This window comes from Saprospira grandis (assembly GCF_027594745.1).
In the GTDB taxonomy this organism is placed as follows: Bacteria; Bacteroidota; Bacteroidia; order Chitinophagales; family Saprospiraceae; genus Saprospira; species Saprospira grandis.
Map to the genome: position 1 here is coordinate 3,733,897 of NZ_CP110854.1, position 18,716 is coordinate 3,752,612.

Below are 18,716 nucleotides of genomic sequence, written 5' to 3' on the forward strand. Positions count from 1 at the left end.
TTTGTTTTCGGCTTTTTTTTTGTGTTTTTGAGAAAAATTACAACTATGCGACTTTTTATTTCACTGAGTATTTTGCTCAGTATTTTTGCCTGTACACCAGGCACTCAAGGCTATAGCTGCGTGGGTGGCAACTGCATTCCCATTGCCGATAATGCACAGTATAGCAGCTACGAACTTTGTATGCAACTGGGCTGTGTCCCGGATACCATTGGCTATGTTTGCGATGGCCAAAATTGCTTGCAGGTAGCCCTAGATAGCGCCCAATATGGCAGTTTAGAAGCCTGTGAACGAGCCTGTAGATAACTGTTTTTTGGGGCCTCCCGCCTGCGGCGGGCGCTACGTTTTGGGGCTCGCAGGTCTGCTCGGCCCTGCGGCGGCTTTGCCGCCTAGGTCTGGCCCTTCGGGCCACCCCGCCACATCGCTAGGCCAGGCTCGCTGCGCTCGCCTCTACATCCATTTAGATGATTCCTTAATACTAATTTATGCGATACTTCCTTTTTTTGATGATATTCTTGACCTCCACTTCGCTTTGGGCGCAAAAAGACTATCAGACCACCCAAGACATTTCTAATAAGATCAAGAAAAAGTACCGAGAGGCCTTCTCTAGCTATAATGCCTTTAAATATAAGGAGGCCATAAAGCAGCTGGACAAGATTCAGAAAAAGGCTCCTCGTTTTGTCAATGCCTATTTATTGGAGGCCGATTGCTATTTGTTGCTCAAAGAGTGGGAAAAGGCCAAGGCTTGTTTTGAGCAGGCCCTAGAAATTGCACCAGATTATAAGCCGATTTCGCATTATCGTTTGGGCCAATTGGCCATGCAATCGGCCACTTATGTAGAGGCGGGGCAGCAGCTGAGCTTGTTCTTAGAAAAAGCCCCCAAAAACAGCAAATTGCGGCCCGCAGCCGAACGCCTTTTGGCCGATGCCCGCTTTCGGCCCCAAGCCATGGCCAATCCCGTCTCTTTTCAACCTCAAAATATGGGGCCCAATATCAATAGCCACCAAAGAGAGTATTTTCCTAGCGTAACAGCCAACGAAAAAAAGATTGTCTTTAATGTACTCATTGGCGAAGGCCGTCAGGCCCAAGAGGACCTCTACCAAAGCTTTAAAGTCAATGGAGAATGGACCCCCGCCAAGCCCTTGCCCGAAGTAAATACCCCCGAAAATGAAGGAGCCCAAAGCATCTCCGCCGATGGCCAATATCTGGTCTTTACAGTCTGCAACCGCCCCGGCGATTATGGAAGCTGCGATTTATATTATTGCGTTTGGGAGGGCCAAGGCTGGAGCCGCCCCCAAAATATGGGGCCCAATATCAATACGGGAAATTGGGAGTCGCAACCCTCTCTTTCTGCCAATGCACAAGCCCTCTACTTTACTCGTGGGGGCGCCCGCAACCAAGGCGATAAGGACCTTTGGATGAGCTACCGAAATTTGGACGGCAGTTGGGGAACGCCTCAGCCATTGTCTGAGCTCAATACCGATTATGATGAAACCGCCCCCTGTATCCATCCCGATGGCCAAACTCTTTACTTTAGCTCTGAGGGCTATCCCGGTATGGGCAAAAAGGACCTCTTCATTAGCCGAAAAGGCGAAGATGGCAAATGGGGCGCCCCGGTCAATTTAGGCTATCCCATCAATACCGAAGGCATTGAGGAAGCCATTGTGGTGGGCCTTTCTGGAGAGCTCGCCTATCTGGCTGCCGAAAGAGCTGGAGGCTATGGCTCTTTGGACCTATACAGCTTTGAACTGCCCGAAGCCCTGCGGCCCAAAGCCGTTACTTATTTAGAGGCCCATGTTTTTGATGCAGAAAGCAAGGCCAATTTAGATCAAGCACTGGTCTATTTGATTGATTTGCAGGCTCAGGATACCGTTTGTGCCATTCGGACCAATGCAGAAGGAAAGTTTTTGCTTTGCCTGCCCCTAGGCCAAGATTATGCCCTACACGTTAAGGAAAAAGGCTACCTCTTTGCCTCCGAACATTTTGAGCTCTCTGCAGCGAATAGCCGCCAAACGCCCTATCAGCTACCAATGCCTTTGCAGGCCCTAAAAACCAACCCCAGTAAAACAGATTCTGTGGCGCCCATTTTACTGAAAAATGTCTTTTTTGCTACAAATTCGGCTAGCTTGCAGCCCAGCTCCAGAGCAGAGCTAGAACAGCTAAGAAGCCTGTTAATAGAACAACCTAAAATGCGCATCCGCTTGCAGGGCCATACCGATAATGAAGGAGAGCAGGCCGATAACCTCGCCCTCTCTCAACGTCGAGCAGAGGCCGTCCGCCAATACCTTATTGAGCGAGGCATTGCCGCCGATCGCTTAGAAGCTCAGGGCTTTGGCGAAAGCCGACCTATTGCCGATAATAATACGGCAGAGGGGCGACAAGCCAACCGCCGAACCGAATTCTTGCCCTTAAATTAAGTCGGCCAGCGCTTAAAAAAAATAGGGGAGCCCTTGAACATCTAGATATTATTACCTACCTTAGAATAAACTTAATATTTAGAGTAGTTAAAAACCCAAATTAAATGCGAATTGAACTCACTTTTAAGGTCCTTCGACCGGGACAAAAGCTCCCCTTTTCCTACCAATACAATTTGGCGGAATGGATTTACTACTGCCTGAGCCGAGGCAAGCGCAACTTTTCTAAATTTTTGTATTATGGGGCTTTTCGTCGCTCCAAACATCAATTTAAGCTGATGAGCTTCTCTCGCTTGTCTATTCCACAAGAGGGACGGAAGGTCTTTAAGCGCTACTTGGAAGTTTGGGCCGAGGAGGTCAAACTAGAGCTGCGCTTTTTGGTCCAAGAAGAGGAAAAGGAAAATATCATGATGGCCTTTGAGCAGCGCCGCCTTCGCCTTGGCGATGGCCGCATGGGCATTGAGCTAGAAGTGATTAAGGTGGAAGAGCTCCAAATGCCCAATATTGAAGATGGGGCGGCGCCTATGCGCACCCAAACCCCTATGATTTTGAGCCGTATGGAGGAACATAAGGGCAAAATGGTGCCGCAGTATCTGCATCCAATGGACCAAGGGTATCATAAGATTTTGCTCGATCGTTTGATTGATAATTATCAATTGGCTTCTCCGCATGGGCTACTTGCCCCAGCTCAAGAGCTCATCAATGGTCCAGAATTAAACTTTAAGCTGCTTTCTAAAAAAGAAGATATTAGCCGAAAAGGGACCGACCTGCAACCGCATAATCCCCGATTTGCAGAACGAGTAATTGGCTATCTCTTTGATTTTGAGCTACAAGGACCAGCAGAAATTTTGCGTTTGGCTTATTTAGGTGGCCTAGGCGCTAAAAATGCAATGGGTTTTGGCTGCGTCCGTTTTAATTATAAAGAGTAATTGGGAATTATATTTAGATTTTTAGATGTTCGGCCAAAGATAAATTGGTCGAACATTTTTTATTTATGGCTGTTCCAAATAAAAATATAGAGGCCTGCTCTATTAAAAAAAAGAGAAGCCTACTATAAGATTTTTAATAACAGAGGAGATTTTTTAACTTTGGGCGCCCAAGCAGCTTTTGGGCAGAAGAAAAAATAAGTTAGCAACCACTGAACCGCCTTGTGCAGTCCGCTGCTCAAAGTTGTTCAACATAAACAGAAATCAGCAATGGCAAAAGTTGAGTTAATCATGCCCAAATTGGGAGAAAGTATCATTGAGGCCACTATCTTATCTTGGGAAAAAGAGGTAGGCGAAAGCGTAGAGCTAGACGAAAACGTCTTAACGATTGCCACCGATAAGGTGGATACAGAAGTGCCTTCTCCTGTGGAAGGGGTCTTGCTGGAAATTCTGCATCCTGATGGCGCCACGGTGGCCGTGGGAGCCCCAATTGCTATTATTGAAACAGAAGCGGAGGGCGTTGAAGCTTCTCCTGCTGTGGCGGAAGCGCCTCAGGCCAAAGAAGAAAGCAGTGCAGCTCCTCAGCCAGAGACGGCGGCTGTTGTGGCTACAGATTTTAGCCAATCGGATCGTTTTTACTCTCCTTTGGTGAAAAGCATTGCTAAGGAAGAGGGGATTGGCTTAGACGAATTGGACAACATTAGCGGAACGGGCCAAAATGGCCGAGTGACGAAGCATGATGTTTTGGCCTATTTGGAAAATCGCAAAAAAGCGCCTCAAGCGGCGGCTCCTGTGAAAAAAGAAGCGCCCAAAGCGGTAGCTCCTGCCAATAATGGGCAGCAAATGGCGGTACAGCAGTTCAATTTGCCCCCAGTAGATACTTCTGGAAATGTAGAAATTATTGAGATGGACCGCATGCGCAAGCTCATTGCGGATCATATGGTCATGTCTAAGCATGTTTCTCCGCATGTGACTTCTTTTGTAGAAGTAGATGTAACCAATATCGTACAATGGCGCAAAAAGGCCAAGGCCGTTTATGCCGAAAAATATGGCGAGAAAATTACCTTTACGCCCATTTTTGTAGAAGCCGTAACGAAGGCCCTACAAGATTATCCTATGGTGAATGTAGCCGTAAAAGGAGACCAAATTGTTCGCTATAAAGATATCAATATTGGTATGGCGGCAGCTTTGCCCACTGGCAACCTCATTGTGCCCGTGATTAAGAATGCCGATATGCTCAATTTGGTGGGCTTGACCAAAAAGGTAAATGATTTGGCCAATCGCGCTAGAGGAAATAAACTCAAGCCCGAAGAAATTAAAGGCGGTACCTTCACTTTGACCAATGTCGGTACTTTTGGTAATGTAATGGGCACTCCCATTATTAACCAACCTCAGGTGGCTATTTTGGCCGTGGGCGCAATTCGCAAAAAGCCCGCAGTAATTGAAACCCCTACTGGAGATACCATTGGTATTCGCCATATGATGTTCCTCTCGCTATCTTATGACCACCGAGTGGTGGATGGTATGCTTGGCGGTTCTTTCCTTCGTCGTGTAGGAGATTATCTAGAAGCTTTTGACCTCAATAGAGATATCTAGTTTAATAGAGGATAAAAAAAACAGCCCGCTCTGCAAAGAGCGGGCTGTTTTGCTTTGGAGCCAAAGCCGAAAGGCCAAAAGTGAAAACGGCTGTTGTGCGGCCTAGCGATGTGGAGCAGTGGCCGCAGGCCAGACCGAGCCGCTGAAAGCGGCGAAGGGCCGAGCGAATAGCGAGCTGCGTAACGTAGCGCCCGCCGTAGGCGGGAGGCCCAAAAAAATAAAAAACTTAATTAAATTTTGGACCAAGATAGAGGCGAATGAGTCCTTTGGCGATTAGAATTTCGGCAATGAGGGCATTGAAGAGCCAGCTGCCCCAGGCCTCGAAAACGTAAATTTGGGGAAAACAGAGGTAGGGAAAGCTCTCGGAAGGGCAGGGAATATCGTATTGGTAGCGCAAATAACTGATGAGGTAGCTGAAGAGGCGCAGGCTGATGGCCGAGAGGCTGAAGGCGTAGGAGCGGATCATGAAAGCGGCATGGCCCCGAAAATTTTTGGCCAAGGCGAGTCGAAACGCTTGGGCCGTGAGGGCCCACCAAAGCAAGGCCTGGCAAACAAAAGCAACCTTGGCCCATATTCCGCCACTGCCCGAAAAAGCCATAATGAGTCCAGAAGGAGCGGCCAAAAAAAGCAGTAAATAGCTATAATAACGGCCCAAACGGCGGTGCCAAAGCGGAAATTTCTGCAAAAAATAGGGCCAAAAAAGGGGGAGCCCCAAGGCCAAAACCAGGCAACTGCTAGTAATATGGGTATAAAAAGCCGACATATAAAAGGCATCTTGGGTCAGATAATCCTCTTTATTGGCCAAAAAATCGATATCGGTAGGGAAGGGGGGCAGCAGATAAGGCAGGGCAATATTGAGCATGATGAGCACAAAAAAGCTGCCCAATAAAAGCAGAAAAAGTGTGGTAAACTGAGCTAACTTTTTGGGGCGTAGATTTGACATAGGCCTTAGACTTCATCGGGAAAATGCCGCTCTAACCAGTCGGGATATTCGGGACTATTGGGTAGGGGGGCAATTTGAATAGCAGGTAGTTTTTTTTCGCTAGGGTCTTGCAACAGCCAGAGCAAACCCGAATAGCGTTTGCGCATTCTTTGGTTGCGCACGGCAATATGCAGGGCTTTTTTGCTGCCGATAAGGACCACCAGCCGCTTGCCTCGGGTGATTGCGGTATAGACCAAATTGCGGAAAAGCAGGCTATATTGAGACTCATGTATGGGCATCAGGATGCAGGGCGCCTCGCTCCCTTGGTACTTATGTACACTAACGGCATAGGCGAGGTCCATATTTTGGAGGTCCTGATATTGGTATTCAATCATGGTTTTTCCATCCATTTCGACCATAAACGTCTTTTCGGCGGGAGTAATTTTGCGGATATAGCCAATATCGCCATTATAAACGCCTTTTTCGTAGTCATTTTTTAGCTGCATGACCTTATCGCCCAGATAAAAAACCTGTTCGCCCCTTTCAATTTTGTCCTTTTTTGGCCCATTGGGATTGAGGGCTTTTTGTAGGCTTTTATTGAGGGCTCGGGTGCCCAGATCGCCTTTATGGATAGGGCAGAGGAGCTGAATATCCTTTTTTGCATCAAAATTATAACGTTTGGGCAGTCGTTTGGCCATAAGTTCCGGAATCATCTGGGCGGCCTCTGCGGCATCGGCTTTAGGGATGAAGAAAAAGTCGGCATCGGCTTCGGTCTGAATATCGGGAAAAATACCTTGATTGATTTTGTGCGCATTGCGTACAATTTTCGAATTAGCCGCTTGTCGAAAAATTTCTTTGAGGCGGGTCACGGCTAGTTTATCCGAGCCCATCAAATCATCTAAAACGTTGCCGGGCCCCACGCTAGGCAGCTGGTCCACATCGCCCACCAAAATGAGTTTGGCATGATGCGGCAGGGCATGCAGCAAAATCGCCATCAGGGTAGTATCAATCATACTGGCCTCATCCACAATCAGTACGTCACAATCCAGCTCTTCCATATTGCGAATATGCTGATTGTAGTAGGCGCCAATTCCAATCGAAAGCAGAGAGTGGATCGTGCTGGCCTCCTGACCGGTCACTTCGGCTAGGCGTTTTGCGGCTCGGCCGGTGGGTGCGGCCAAGCAGATCGTATCGCTATGTCGGCTAAGAATATTGAGGATAATTTTGGTAATCGTACTTTTGCCCGTCCCGGGTCCCCCCGTGATAATATGTAACTTATGGCTCAGGCTTCGGCGGACGGCCTCTAGTTGTTCGGGGGCTAGGTCAATGGCCGTATTTTTTTGGGCCAATTCTAGTTCTGCCTCAATATCAATATCTTCGGCCCAAGTTTGGGGATATTTATTCAGGCGATCGAGCTGCTCAATAATATCTTTTTCTTGATAATAGAGGCTTTTGCTCCAAATCAGGCGTTCATCCTGCCCCTTACTTTCATCCCAAAATCTTTCAACAAAAACCTCCTTTTTGTCTTTGAGTTGGGCCAATGGCCCTTGCAATTGCTCTTGTCCAAGGGCCAGCATTTGGCCGCCTTCTTGCAAAAAACTTTGAAGCGGATAGCAGCTATGTCCTTGGCTAGCTAGCTCTTGCAAAAGGTAGAGCAAAGCGGCCGAAACTCGTTTGGGGTCCTCTTGTTGCAGGCCCATTTTCTTTGCTATTTCATCTGCTTTTGTAAAGCCGATCCCTTCAATATCATTGGCGAGGCAGTAAGGATTTTGCTTAATTTTAGCAATGCTTTCCGAGCCGTATTTTTTGTATATTTTTTGGGCAAAAGCTGGAGAAATTCCATTTTTTTGCAAGAAAATAATGAGGCTACGGGCCTTTTGTTGCTCCTGCCAAGAGCTAATAATGAGGTCCAGTTTATTTTGGCTAATCCCTCGAACATCCAGCAGTTTTTCTGGCGAATTTTCGATAACATCAAGGGTCTCCTTACCAAATTTGGCCACAATTCGCTTAGCGAAAGTTGGGCCAACGCCTCGAATTTGGCCCGAGCTCAAATAGCGCTCAATATCTTCGGGACTTTGGGGCAGTTGTTGTTCAAATTGCTCTACCTGAAACTGTTTGCCATGCCGTTTATTATTGGTCCAATAGCCCTGACAAATTAGTTTTTCGCCTTTTTCTACTCCCAAAAGACTACCGACCACCACCGTTTGTGTCCCCCCATCATCTGGCTGAAAACGAGCTACTGTATAGCCATTTTCCTCATTTCGGTAGATAATATGTGTCAGTTGCCCTTTTAGGCGCTGGCTGATCGCATCCATATTTTAGTCTTTAGTTTTTGTAGAACAATAGCGTTCCTAAAGTACAACCTTTTATGAATATTGTCAAATAATAGCTGTTGCTGCGCTTTATTTTTTGTTTAAACTAATAGTTTTAGGCGGTACTTTTGTTTTAATCTGTTCACTATGAGTTTTTTATGTTTGTTTTGGGGCCCGCGGCCAGTTCGGCCTTTGGCCTCCCTTGGCCGCCGCTATGCTCTGCAGCTCGCAGGTCTGCTCGGCCCTTCGGCCTGCGGCCTTGGTCTGCCGCTTCGCGGCACTGCTGCGCAGCGCTGGGCCGGCACAACTTATTTTTTCAGTTTTGGCAGTTATCTTCGGCCCGAAAAAAAATAAAAAAATAGTTTACTCAAAATCAGTGGGTTATTCTTATATTTAAGCTGTTGTTAAAAAATAGGTTTGGAAAAGCCAAAAGGAGCGCCTATATTTGTGTCGTTCCCAGAGGGAATAACCAATTTGGTCTGGTAGTTCAGTTGGTTAGAATACCTGCCTGTCACGCAGGGGGTCGCGGGTTCGAGTCCCGTCCAGACCGCTAAGCACGCATCTTGCGTGCTTTTTTTTTGCCCCTAGGGGAGGGGGGGGCAAAAAAAGGGGCAGCGAATGATCATTCGCTGCCCCTTTTTGGGTTTTGCTGCTTCGCCTGCAAAGGGTTTAGTATGCAAACCCAATATAGCCATTTCCCCCCAAAACCAAAAACAAAAAAAAAAGAGCGAAATAGCCCCTACGCTATCCCGCTCTCTTTCGCTAACTAGGCTAATGCCCGTTCTTTTTCTTGATCTCTAATAACCAATCTATAGCTTCTTGCTCATTGGTAAATAACCGAATCGGATGCGAGATTTTGTTTAAACTTAACATGAAGTTCCCCAGTATTTTAGAAGCCCCATTGTTAATCAATCCAGCCCCCGCAGCAATGTTCAATCGCGGGTCTTTGTCCCCAGATACTCGCCTAGATTCCTTAGACTGCCCCTTCAATCCACGCATGTCCACCAAAAAATATAATGGTTGACTCCCCCGAATCTGATAGGCGGCCTCTATCCACTCCAAAGAATCCTCGGCCTCTAAATAAGCTCCCTGGCCCACTCGCTGGACCAAAATCCCAGTCTGCTCATCCATATAAAGCAAACTCTTTTTTAATTGCATTTCTGTTCTCATAGCTTCTCTTGCCCTAAACTTTGTTGGTAATTTTGCATTTTGACGCCCGAATATAAGCAATTTCTAACCCCGATTTTTAAGTGTATTCCCCCGAACTCTATAGGCAAAATACCTAAGCCCACTTAATTGGCTGTTTTTAAATCTCTTACCGCATATTTTCTTGTCATATTTTTTATTGTATAAACAATTATCTTCTTTTTTAGGGGCTGCCCCAGCCTTCGGCTGGGTCGGGCCATTGCGCAGCTCGCTGCTCGCTCGGCCCTGCAGCGGCTGCGCCGCTTTGGTCTGCCGCCTGCGGCGGCCCTGCTACAGCCCCTCAGCCTGCTATCTGCAAACAAATCTACCGCAAATAGGGGAGCAGTTTAACATGGTTCCCCCTAAATTTAAACGGCCAAAGCATTCCCCCAAAAGTTCCCCCCCCCGATGAGCGGCCCAGCGCTGCGGAGGGGTGGCCGAAGGCCAGACCAAAGCCGCCGCAGGCGGCTGCAGGGCCGAACAGACCTGTGAGCCCCGCAGCATAGCGGCGGCCAGGCCAGGCGAAGCCTGCCGGCCGCGGGCCCCTAGGCCTTAATAAACTCAATCTCCCGCTTCTTCCTGTTGTTGTACCTGATTTCTAAAATATAAGCCCCAGCCTCTAAGTCCGAAACATCCTCCAAGATCAATAATTCATTAGAACTCAAACCCGCCTTTAACTCCAGTTTGATCCGCCGCTGCTGATCGTAAATCCGTATCCTCGCCGATTTCATCTTCTTGCCCAAACGACCAAAGCGCAAATTCAATTCTTTTTGCACCGGATTAGGGTAAATGGCCAACTGCCCCCCTCTTTGCTCTTCCATCCCCGCACAAATACTACCTCCGAATAGGCCTCCTGCCCATGATTAGACAATTGCCGAAACCGATAGTAGCTGTTCCCATCAAAAGCATTGACATCCGTAAACCGATAGTTGGTGGGCGCCTCGCTGTTGCCAAAACCCGGAATAAATCCCACCGCATGAAAGTCTTCACTGCCCTCCAAACGACGCTCTACCAAAAATCCCTTGTTCTCGGTCTCTCTAGGGGTGGTCCAACGCAACTCTACTTCCCTGATGTTTTTGCGCTTGGCCCGAAAAGCCACTAACTCCAGCTTCTGAAAGGCAAAGTTGAGGTATTTGAGCAGCAAGGCCGTAGATACCAAGCCTTTGTTCTCAAAAATCCGCTCGCCCTTACTCGGATCGGCATCAAAACGAGACTCAAAAGAAGCCCCTAAGTAAATGCTGCTTTTGTTGCTGACCACCAGGGCTTTGGTCCGGTCGTTCCCACTGCCATCCAAGGCTTTGGCCCAACTCAAGCGGGCATCCTTGGCCGATACTTCCATCAAAAAAATATCTGATTTTAAGAGGTTGCTGGTCTTCAAGATGAGGCTGTCCGAAGCAGGCATTTCTCCCTGAAAATAACCCGTCAACAAAATTTGCTGACTGTCTACCGCCGCCATGGCCGTAATTCTCGTTTTCTGATCACTGCCCCAAGGCTTGACCCATCGAAAATCTCCCGCCTTGCTGTAATGGACCAAAAAGGCATCGCGACTCCCCTTAGCACTATAGGTCCTCGGACCAAATGCGGCCGTCCCCTCAAAACTTCCGCCCAAATAAACTCCTAACTTAGGGAGGTATAGGAGCTCCCCCAAGCGCTCATCCGAACGGCCGCCCAATAGCCGCGCCCATCGAAAATCTCCCCCCCGATCTAAGGCCAAAATGGCCAGGTCCTGCTCGCCAGCAGCCCGCAAAAGCTGGTTCTGCCGATGCCCCAACTTGAGCTGCTCCGAAAAGGATAAGCCCAAATAAATCTGCCCCTGCTCATCTAAGGCCAAACGCCCCCGATTCGGCGCCACACAATCAAAGGTTTTAAACCAGCCCAAGCGGCCCGAATCTACCGAAAGCGATAAGAGCAAAAACCCCGATTTATCCAATAAGGTCTGCCCCTCATACACTAAACGATCGCCCCGATGACTCAGCAAAACTAATAGCTCTCCATTGGGCTGCTGCTTGATGGCCAGCAAATCTACCACCCCCAAACTTTTCCATTCTTTGGCCCAAAGGAGCTCGCCCAAACTATCCAGCTTGAGCAAAAAGGCGTCTTGCTTGCCCTCGGCCTGCCAACAAAGACTGTCCGACAAACAGAAGTCGGCCCCATAACTTCCCCCCAAAAAACTTTCTGCCGCCTCGCTCTGATATAAGGCCTCGGCCTTGTCGGCCCCCAAGCCCCCAAATTGCCGAAACCAACGCAAACGCCCCAAAGAGTCGTACTGACTAATCAAGATGTCGCCCCAACGTCCCTTGCTCTTGAGCAAACTATCGGAATTGATAGAGAGGGCCCCCTCAAAATAAACCGCCGTCAGAATTTCTCCCGATGCCCTAGGATAAAGGGCCTCTATTCTCGATAAAGAGGCATCGTAGCGATAACCCATGGCAAAGGCAAAGTCATAGGCCAAACTCTCGGCCTGATAATGGGCCACAAATAAGGTCTGTATGGCATTGCTGTTCAATAAGGCCTGCTTGGGCGAGGGATCAAAATCTGCCGCCCCCTCAAAACTGCCCGTCAAAAAGACTTGCCCCTCTAGGTTGAGTTTCATGGCCTGCACTTCCTCATACAAGGGGCCCCCAAAGGCTTGCATCCGCTTAAAGTCCCCCTCAAAACTGTATTGGGCAATAAAGAGGTCCGACTGCTCGCCCTGCGCCCGAATTTCTTGCTGGCCCTCCAAAATCTGCCCCGAAAAACGCCCCGCTATCCCCAAGAGCTTTCGTCCCACAATTTCTATACATTGCCCCCGATCATCTCCTGCTCCACCAAAACGCTTGATCCAATTCAACTGCCCCTTTCTGTGAAATTGGGCCAGAAAAATATCCGATTCGCCCCGACTCTTTAACCCCTCTAGCTCTCCCCGAAAACTACCCGTCATAAAGGCTTCCCCCACCGAGTTGACTACAATGTCTCTCAGCTCCATTCCCTCCGTGGCCGCTAGGGTTTCTTTCCAAATTAAATCGCCCAAAGGAGAGTACTTGAGCAAAAGGGCGGCCCCGCTCTCTGGCGCCTGCAAACTGTCTAGACTAAAGTCGTCATAGATAAAACTCCCCTTGGCCGTCCCCGCCAAATAAAGCTCCCCCAAACTGCTCAAGGAAAGAGCCGTACTCAAATCCGCCCCCTTGCTCCCCAAGGTCCGCAACCAACGCCAATCCGAAAAGCCCTCAATCTGCCCCACAAAAATATCCGAGCCCCCAAAGGCCGGCCGCTTCTTCCCCAAAGCACTAAATTCTTCCCGATATTCTCCCGTAATATAAATGCTGTGGTTGTAGGCCTTGATGTCTAATCCCTGATCACTACCTTTGCCCCCAAAAGAAACCGCCTCCAAGGCCTCGCCCTCCTCCGAAATGCGCAGAATGAAGACGTCTTCCGCCCCCGCACTCAATAAATAGTCTTGCTCCGACCAATATAAGCTGTCCGAAAAATAACCGGTCACCAAGAGCTCCCCCTGCGCATTCAAATCAATGGCCTGAGCCGCATCATTGCCATAACTGCCCAAGGGCAATACCCACTGAAAATCCCCCCGACGGTTGTATTTGGCCACAAATAAATCGTTCTTCCCCTTGGCCTTCCGCAAGGCCTGATTATCCGCCGAAGGATCAAAATCAATGCTGCCATTAAAGTAACCCAGCAAATAAAGCTCGCCACGAGGCCCCAAATAAAGATCCAAACCTTCTGCCTGCCCCCCATACTGCGTCTGACTAGATAACATTTGCCCCCAAGCAAAACTCGGCCGCTCCTGAGCCAACAACAATAGGGGAGAGAGAAGAAAAAGAAACGGAAGAAGTAGCGAAGAATAGGGCATGAAAGTTCTTGATATAGCGACCAAATAGAATAACTGCCCGCAAAGATAAACAAGTTGACCCAATTTGTAGGCCTTCCGCTTTTTCCCGAGCCGCATTTAAAACGGATTTGATACTGCTTTATTTTTTGGGGCCTCCGCCTCCCTTCGGTCGTCGGCGCTACGCTTCAGGGCTCGCAGGTCTGCTCGGCCCTGCGGCCTGACGGCCTTGGTCTGCGGCTTCGCCGCCCCCTTTCGCATCGCTAGGCCGTTTGGCCTGACGGCCATGATAGCTGCAGCTTAAAAGCCGCAGCCAATTTCGGAACGACTAAGCTAGATTTTGGCCGCCCCATGGCCTGCAGCTTAAAAGCCGCAGGACCTGAAAACCAAATGCTTTCGCCCATCTCCAATGAAGCAGGGGCTTTTAAGCTCCTGCGGCGAGAAAGATGATGGCCCAAGAGACTGGCTGCGGCCTTTAGGCTGCAGAAACAGGAATTTTAGGACCAACTGTTAGTGAATTGTTAAAAATAGAAATAATGTAACAAAATCAAAAAGGGCAAAAGTTAGGTCTGGCTGCTAGCCGAGTAGGTCTGGCTGCTAGCCGAGTAGGTCTGGCTGCTAGCTGAGTAGGTCTGGCTGCTAGCTGAGTAGGTCTGGCTGCTAGCTGAGTAGGTCTGGCTGCTAGCTGAGTAGGTCTGGCTGCTAGCCGAGTAGGTCTGGCTGCTAGCCGAGTAGATCTGGCTGGAGACTGTTCAGGATTTTGTGTATCATAATAAAATTTTGGCCTTTAGCTGCTTAGAATTTGGCCAATAGTCGCCTAGGGACAAGCCCCTAGGCTTCAGCCCTAAAGGGCCTCAACTGCCGATATACAAGGTCTTGCTAAATGATTATAGCAAAGAAGAATCTTATCCAAAGGCCCTCTTTAGAGGGCTGTCTAAAAAAGCTAGCCTAGGGGCTTGTCCCTAGGCAGCAAAAAGGAGAAACACAAAATTTTAAACAGACTCCATCCTACAGGCCCGAAGGCCCGTCGGCAAAGGCCAAATGAAAGCCCTGCCCCTTCTATCCTTTGTTTTAATTTCTTGCTATTCAGCGTTATTTTTCTCAGCCATAGCTAGGGCTATGCCTTTAAAAAATGCCTTGACTAGCCTGAAATTTTTATCAAAGGATGGCCGAGAAGTTAATTTCATGAGGGTTTCAACCCTCATTTATAGATTCTTGCGAAGCAATACCATTCTTGCTGTAGGTTTCAACCTACAGTTAAAAGGCCCGAAGGGCCGCAGGCCTAGGGGCCTGAAAGGGTGGCCGTAGGCCAGACCGAAGCCCGCAGGGCTGAAGGGCCGAGCAGACCTGCGAGCCCTGCAAGGGCCCGGCCGCCGAAGGCGGCAGGCCCCAAAACAAAAAAAGCCAAGTCCTCTAAAAAGAGAACTTGGCTTAATGCACAAGCGGAAAAAATCGCTTAGAACTGCTCTAGTCCAGCAAAGTGGAAATCGCCTTCAATTTGGGCGTTTTCGTCAGAGTCAGAACCGTGGATAGCATTTTCTCCGATGCTAGTAGCATACTTAGCGCGGATAGTACCTTCTGCGGCCTCAGCAGGGTTGGTGCTACCGATAAGCGTACGGAAGTCAGCTACGGCATTGTCTTTTTCCAAAATGGCGGCCACGATAGGACCAGAAGTCATAAACTCAACGAGTTCGCCAAAGAAGGGACGCTCCTTGTGTACAGCATAAAAACGCTCAGCAGCAGCAGTGCTCAACTGGGTCATTTTTAGGGCCACAATACGGAAACCTGCTTCATTGATTTGGGCCAAGATAGCGCCAGTGTGCCCAGCTTTTACAGCATCGGGCTTGATCATGGTCAGCGTTTTATTAGTTGCCATTAGTTTGTTTTTTATTATTGTAGTAAAAGGTATTCTGTTTAATTGGGCGCAATAATATAAAAAGCCCTTGGCATATCCAAATACTGCCTTTAATTTCCTGATTGTGGCCGAAAATAACGAGCCAAAAGGCCCAAAAGCAGGATAATCAGGGCAGTGAGCAGCAAATAGAGTTTCCAGTTGCCGGCCCGACTAAGTTTGATCGGGCGGTCGTCGCCCAGCTCAATAAAGGAGGCCCAAAAGAAGGGGTGGCTACTGATATCGCCAGCCGCATCTAGGTAGTTGAGCTTGGCTTGTCGCAGGGCTTCCGATTTGCTTTTTCCTGCGCTCAGTCCCTCATAAAAGTCTTGCATCAAGATGGCTGTAGCTTGGTCGTTAATGGGCCAAAGGGTCATGACTAGGGCGGGCACTCCGGCATACATAAAGCCTCTGCCCAGACTGACCACCCCTTCGCCTCTTTCATATTTGCCAAAGCCCGTTTCGCAGGCCGAGAGGACCACCAAGTTGGCCCTAATCTTTAGTAAGTTGAGCTCATAGGCATGTAAGAGATCATCTTCTAGGCTATCGTGGCGGTGGCTAAAGACCAAATTAGAGTATTCGGGCCGCTCTTCATCTACCCAGCCGTGCATGGCCAAATGAATCAGGGCATATTCTTCTTTGCTAATTTGCTTTTTAAATTCGGTCTCATTGGCTTGTTGGCCATACAAAAAGAGCCCTTTAAACGCCTTACTGAGCTGCTGAATCTCGGCTTTGGCCCCAGGCAGATCATCTACCGAGCTGCGAATATGATGCTGTCGGCTATCGGTTCCCGAGGCATGGGCCTGGGCATCATAGGCATAGGAGGGGGCCATGCCCAGCACTCGGCCTGACTTAATTTTGGGCCTTTCATATAAGAGCAAGGCGGCCGAATAATGATAATGCACATTATAGCGCTTAAGCAAATAGGGCAGGGTCTTAAAGCTAGGCTGACGGACTTCTTCTGGGGCGGGGGCTTCAGAGAGCAGGACCTCGAAGGGAATATAATTGAGGAGGCCATCGGGGACCAAGAGAATTTTATCGATGCCCTCAGCTTTTAGGGCGGGAGCTACAAACTGCTGGTAGAGGTCCCAGCCCTCGGCAATGAGGAGCTGCTTGAGGGCCAAGGTTTTTTGTTCCTCCTTGAGCCAGCTGCTATTGGTCAGTGCTAGGCGAAAGTTGCGCATTTTGCGGTTAAAATCTTCGCCTTTGGGCAAATAAAAGAGCTCTCCAGACTGGGGGCTAAGGGCCAGTAGGTAAAAGCCATCTTGGGCCGAAAAATACTCTAAGAAGCGTTCGCCGGTATCGAGTTTTTTCTGCAGTTGCTCTAGGCTAGGAGTTTTATCCTCATACTTAAGGCGGAAATAATCGTAGTAATTGGCCTCTAGGGTATCTTGTAGGCGTTGGCTTTCTCTTTTTAGGGCCAGCAGTTCTTTGTCTAGGGCATCCATTTGGGCCGCATTATTGGCCAATTGGGCTTCAAAATACTGCTTGCGTTTTTTGGCCAATTCTCGGCTGAGGCGGCGCTCCTCTTTGAGGAGCTTTTTGGGTAGGCCCCCAAAGGCGCGGGCATTTTCGGTTTGTAGGGCCTCTAAGAGCAGTAGGGCCTTGCTGCGTTCCACCAACTGAAAGGCCTCTAAGAGATAGTCTGTTTTGGGTTGCTTTTGGTAGCGTTTATAGACAATGGCCAGGGCCTGCTCATAGATAGGAATCAGGCGTTGGAGCAAAAAGAGGCGAGAGCCTTCCGACTTAAAGCTATTTCGGAGTTCATAGGCGAGGCTAGCGGCCTTTAGGGCGAGGCGGTAGGCCATTTCTTCTTGGCCGGCTTGGTCGTAGAGTTTAATTTGGACCTCCATGACTTCTAGCAGCAGTTCTCGGTCCGAAACGGCAGAGAGTTCTTCGGTAGCGGCTAGGCCCGCCTTCATTTGCAGGGCTTCTGTGGCCTGTTCTAGGGCCATAAGCGCCTGGCCGATTTCGGTTTTGGGTTGTTGGGCAAAGAGCAGGGCGCGTTCTAGGTAAATGCGGGCCAAATCGGGATGTTTGCCCGAGCTATAGGTCTTTTGGCCTTCTTCTAGGGCTTTATCGAGTTTGTTTTTGGCTTGTTCCCAATCTTTTTGCAGGCGAAAAAAGCGGCCATAGAGCAAAAAGGTAGATTCGGTTTTGAAGCGCAGGCGTTTTTGCCAATTTTCGGTTTGGGCCAAGAGGGCAAAAGCCTCTTTCTTCTTTCCGATTTCCCAGGCCACCTCGGCCCAGCCCAAATTGAGTTGGATACGGGCTTGGATAGCGGCATTGGCGGCCTGTTCTTTGGGCGACATTCTATTGAGGGCATCTTCGGCCTTCTTAAAGTTATTATAGGCTCGGCTATAGGCGGCCTTTTTGCGAGTGAGTTCGGCCAGGTTGGTGTAGGTATTGGCAATGCGGAAAAGGTCGCCTAATTGGCTAGACAAATTGAGGGCATTGCGGCAATAATCCTCGGCCTTATCCACATCGCCAATTTCTATATAGAGCAGGCCAATATTATTATAATAAGAAGCCACCTCGATAGAATCTTGTCTAGACTGCATAGCTTCCTTGACAATTTCTAGGGTAGTTTTGGTTCGGTCTAGGGCCGATTCATAATCTCCAGTTCGGTAATAGAGGGCCCCATAGAGCTGTAGGATTTTGCGCAAAGAAGGCAAATCATTATTGAGCTGTTCTTGAGTAACGGTAAAGGCATCATCTAAATAGCGTTCCATGAGTCTATAATCCTGCATATAGAGGCTCGTTTCGGCTAGGGCTCTAGAGGCTTGGGCGTAATCGTTCCAAGACTGGGCAAACTTATAGGTAAATCGAGACTGCAGGAAATAGAGTTTGGCGGTATCTAGGGCACCTTGGCCCATATAAAATCGGCCAAAGAGGTAGGCGATATGGCCCTGCCAGGGGTCATTTTCGGGCAATTGTTGGAGGGCGGTAGTTTGGGCCAGGCGGAGCTCATTTTTCATGGCTTGCATTTGGCCGGCTCTTTTGTGCATAATGGCCTTATTATAGGAGATGCGGGTCCAGTTTTCCCAGCAGCCGGCTTGGGCCAGTAGGTTTTTGGCCTTCTCCATTTGGTCAAAGGCTTGGCCGGCTTGGCCTTGGCCCATGGCCTTTTTTGCGGATTCAAAGGCGGCAAAGGCTTGGCTACTATCCTGTTGGGGGCAGTTTTGGGCAGCGAGATGGGGAGCGGCAAAAAGGCAAAAAAGTCCAAGAAGGACGCTATAATATATAGTAGAAGGCTTCAAATCTGAAGGTAGTTTTTCTAGGCGTGTAAATGGGTCGAAAAATAGGGCTAATTTAAGAGAAAAAGCAAGGGCCTGCTTTTTTTTCGACCAAGGGAGGGGCGGAGTTGGTTGTTAGGGGCTGGGCTAGGGGGCCTAGAGGGGCTTGGCCTAGCGATGTGTAGCAGTGGCCGTTAGGCCAGACCGAGGCCGCAGGCCGAAGGGCCGAGCAGACCTGCGAGCTGCGAAACGTAGCGCCGACGAGCGCAGCGAGGCGGAGGCCCCAAAACAGCAGCGAGCTGCGCAACGACAACAAGAACTTTAGTTCGTCTTCGACGACTGAAAGGAGTAAGGCCCCAAAAGTAGAAATGAAAAAGAAAAAGCGAAAAATTAGTTGAATTCTACTAAATTAGC

11 protein-coding genes and 1 tRNA gene are annotated in these 18,716 nt (G+C 49.0%); 5 read left to right on the plus strand and 7 right to left on the minus strand.

The features are described from left to right. Nucleotides 1-45 precede the first annotated feature (45 nt). The 4 genes from OP864_RS14685 (at nucleotide 46) to OP864_RS14700 (ending at nucleotide 4,933) form a co-directional block, all read left to right on the plus strand. Entirely contained in the window at nucleotides 46-303 is a 258-nt protein-coding gene (locus OP864_RS14685; RefSeq protein ID WP_270098908.1) for a hypothetical protein, read from the plus strand. Nucleotides 304-482: 179 nt separating this feature from the next. Next, nucleotides 483-2,414: an OmpA family protein gene (locus OP864_RS14690; protein WP_270098909.1), complete on the plus strand. Its 1,932-nt coding sequence runs from the start codon at nucleotides 483-485 to the stop codon at nucleotides 2,412-2,414. Between the two features lie 104 nt (nucleotides 2,415-2,518). Further along, entirely contained in the window at nucleotides 2,519-3,340 is an 822-nt protein-coding gene (cas6, locus tag OP864_RS14695) for a CRISPR-associated endoribonuclease Cas6 (RefSeq protein WP_270098910.1), read from the plus strand. A 267-nt stretch (nucleotides 3,341-3,607) separates the two neighbouring features. Then, nucleotides 3,608-4,933, plus strand: a complete 1,326-nt coding sequence (locus OP864_RS14700; protein ID WP_270098911.1) for a dihydrolipoamide acetyltransferase family protein — start codon at nucleotides 3,608-3,610, stop codon at nucleotides 4,931-4,933. Nucleotides 4,934-5,159: 226 nt separating this feature from the next. On the opposite strand, the gene OP864_RS14705 is transcribed toward OP864_RS14700, so the two are convergent. Together OP864_RS14705 and recD2 are read right to left on the minus strand one after the other, a co-directional pair. After that, on the minus strand, nucleotides 5,160-5,876 hold the full coding sequence (locus tag OP864_RS14705) for a DUF2306 domain-containing protein (protein ID WP_270098912.1): 717 nt from the start codon (nucleotides 5,874-5,876) through the stop codon (nucleotides 5,160-5,162). Between the two features lie 5 nt (nucleotides 5,877-5,881). Further along, the gene (gene recD2, locus OP864_RS14710; protein ID WP_270098913.1) at nucleotides 5,882-8,170 is read right to left on the minus strand and encodes an SF1B family DNA helicase RecD2; all 2,289 of its coding nucleotides are present in this window, start codon (nucleotides 8,168-8,170) and stop codon (nucleotides 5,882-5,884) included. A gap of 473 nt (nucleotides 8,171-8,643) precedes the next feature. On the opposite strand from recD2, the gene OP864_RS14715 reads away from it, so the two are divergent. Then, nucleotides 8,644-8,717: transfer RNA gene (locus OP864_RS14715), tRNA-Asp, on the plus strand. 221 nt (nucleotides 8,718-8,938) lie between these two features. Here OP864_RS14715 and OP864_RS14720 read toward each other — a convergent pair. The 5 genes from OP864_RS14720 to OP864_RS14740 all read right to left on the minus strand — a co-directional run bounded on the left by OP864_RS14720 (nucleotide 8,939) and on the right by OP864_RS14740 (nucleotide 18,326). Continuing rightward, the gene (locus OP864_RS14720) at nucleotides 8,939-9,298 is read right to left on the minus strand and encodes a DUF7793 family protein (protein WP_270098914.1); all 360 of its coding nucleotides are present in this window, start codon (nucleotides 9,296-9,298) and stop codon (nucleotides 8,939-8,941) included. A gap of 599 nt (nucleotides 9,299-9,897) precedes the next feature. Beyond that, entirely contained in the window at nucleotides 9,898-10,173 is a 276-nt protein-coding gene (locus tag OP864_RS14725; RefSeq protein ID WP_270098915.1) for a T9SS type A sorting domain-containing protein, read from the minus strand. Then, nucleotides 10,113-13,199: a T9SS C-terminal target domain-containing protein gene (locus OP864_RS14730; RefSeq protein WP_270098916.1), complete on the minus strand. Its 3,087-nt coding sequence runs from the start codon at nucleotides 13,197-13,199 to the stop codon at nucleotides 10,113-10,115. The genes OP864_RS14725 and OP864_RS14730 overlap by 61 nt, the downstream gene beginning before the upstream one ends. A 1,432-nt stretch (nucleotides 13,200-14,631) precedes the next feature. Beyond that, nucleotides 14,632-15,051, minus strand: a complete 420-nt coding sequence (locus OP864_RS14735) for a nucleoside-diphosphate kinase (RefSeq protein WP_015694019.1) — start codon at nucleotides 15,049-15,051, stop codon at nucleotides 14,632-14,634. An 89-nt stretch (nucleotides 15,052-15,140) separates the two neighbouring features. Next, nucleotides 15,141-18,326, minus strand: a complete 3,186-nt coding sequence (locus OP864_RS14740) for a CHAT domain-containing protein (protein WP_270098917.1) — start codon at nucleotides 18,324-18,326, stop codon at nucleotides 15,141-15,143. Between the last annotated feature and the right edge of the window lie 390 nt (nucleotides 18,327-18,716).

Excerpts from the sequence above, each read along its gene's own strand:
- OP864_RS14685 (WP_270098908.1), top strand. The coding sequence starts at position 46 with ATGCGACTTTTTATTTCACTGAGTATTTTGCTCAGTATTTTTGCCTGT.
- OP864_RS14690 (WP_270098909.1), top strand. The coding sequence starts at position 483 with ATGCGATACTTCCTTTTTTTGATGATATTCTTGACCTCCACTTCGCTT.
- cas6 (WP_270098910.1), top strand. The coding sequence starts at position 2,519 with ATGCGAATTGAACTCACTTTTAAGGTCCTTCGACCGGGACAAAAGCTC.
- OP864_RS14700 (WP_270098911.1), top strand. The coding sequence starts at position 3,608 with ATGGCAAAAGTTGAGTTAATCATGCCCAAATTGGGAGAAAGTATCATT.
- OP864_RS14705 (WP_270098912.1), bottom strand. The coding sequence starts at position 5,876 with ATGTCAAATCTACGCCCCAAAAAGTTAGCTCAGTTTACCACACTTTTT.
- recD2 (WP_270098913.1), bottom strand. The coding sequence starts at position 8,170 with ATGGATGCGATCAGCCAGCGCCTAAAAGGGCAACTGACACATATTATC.
- OP864_RS14720 (WP_270098914.1), bottom strand. The coding sequence starts at position 9,298 with ATGGATGAGCAGACTGGGATTTTGGTCCAGCGAGTGGGCCAGGGAGCT.
- OP864_RS14725 (WP_270098915.1), bottom strand. The coding sequence starts at position 10,173 with ATGGAAGAGCAAAGAGGGGGGCAGTTGGCCATTTACCCTAATCCGGTG.
- OP864_RS14730 (WP_270098916.1), bottom strand. The coding sequence starts at position 13,199 with ATGCCCTATTCTTCGCTACTTCTTCCGTTTCTTTTTCTTCTCTCTCCC.
- OP864_RS14735 (WP_015694019.1), bottom strand. The coding sequence starts at position 15,051 with ATGGCAACTAATAAAACGCTGACCATGATCAAGCCCGATGCTGTAAAA.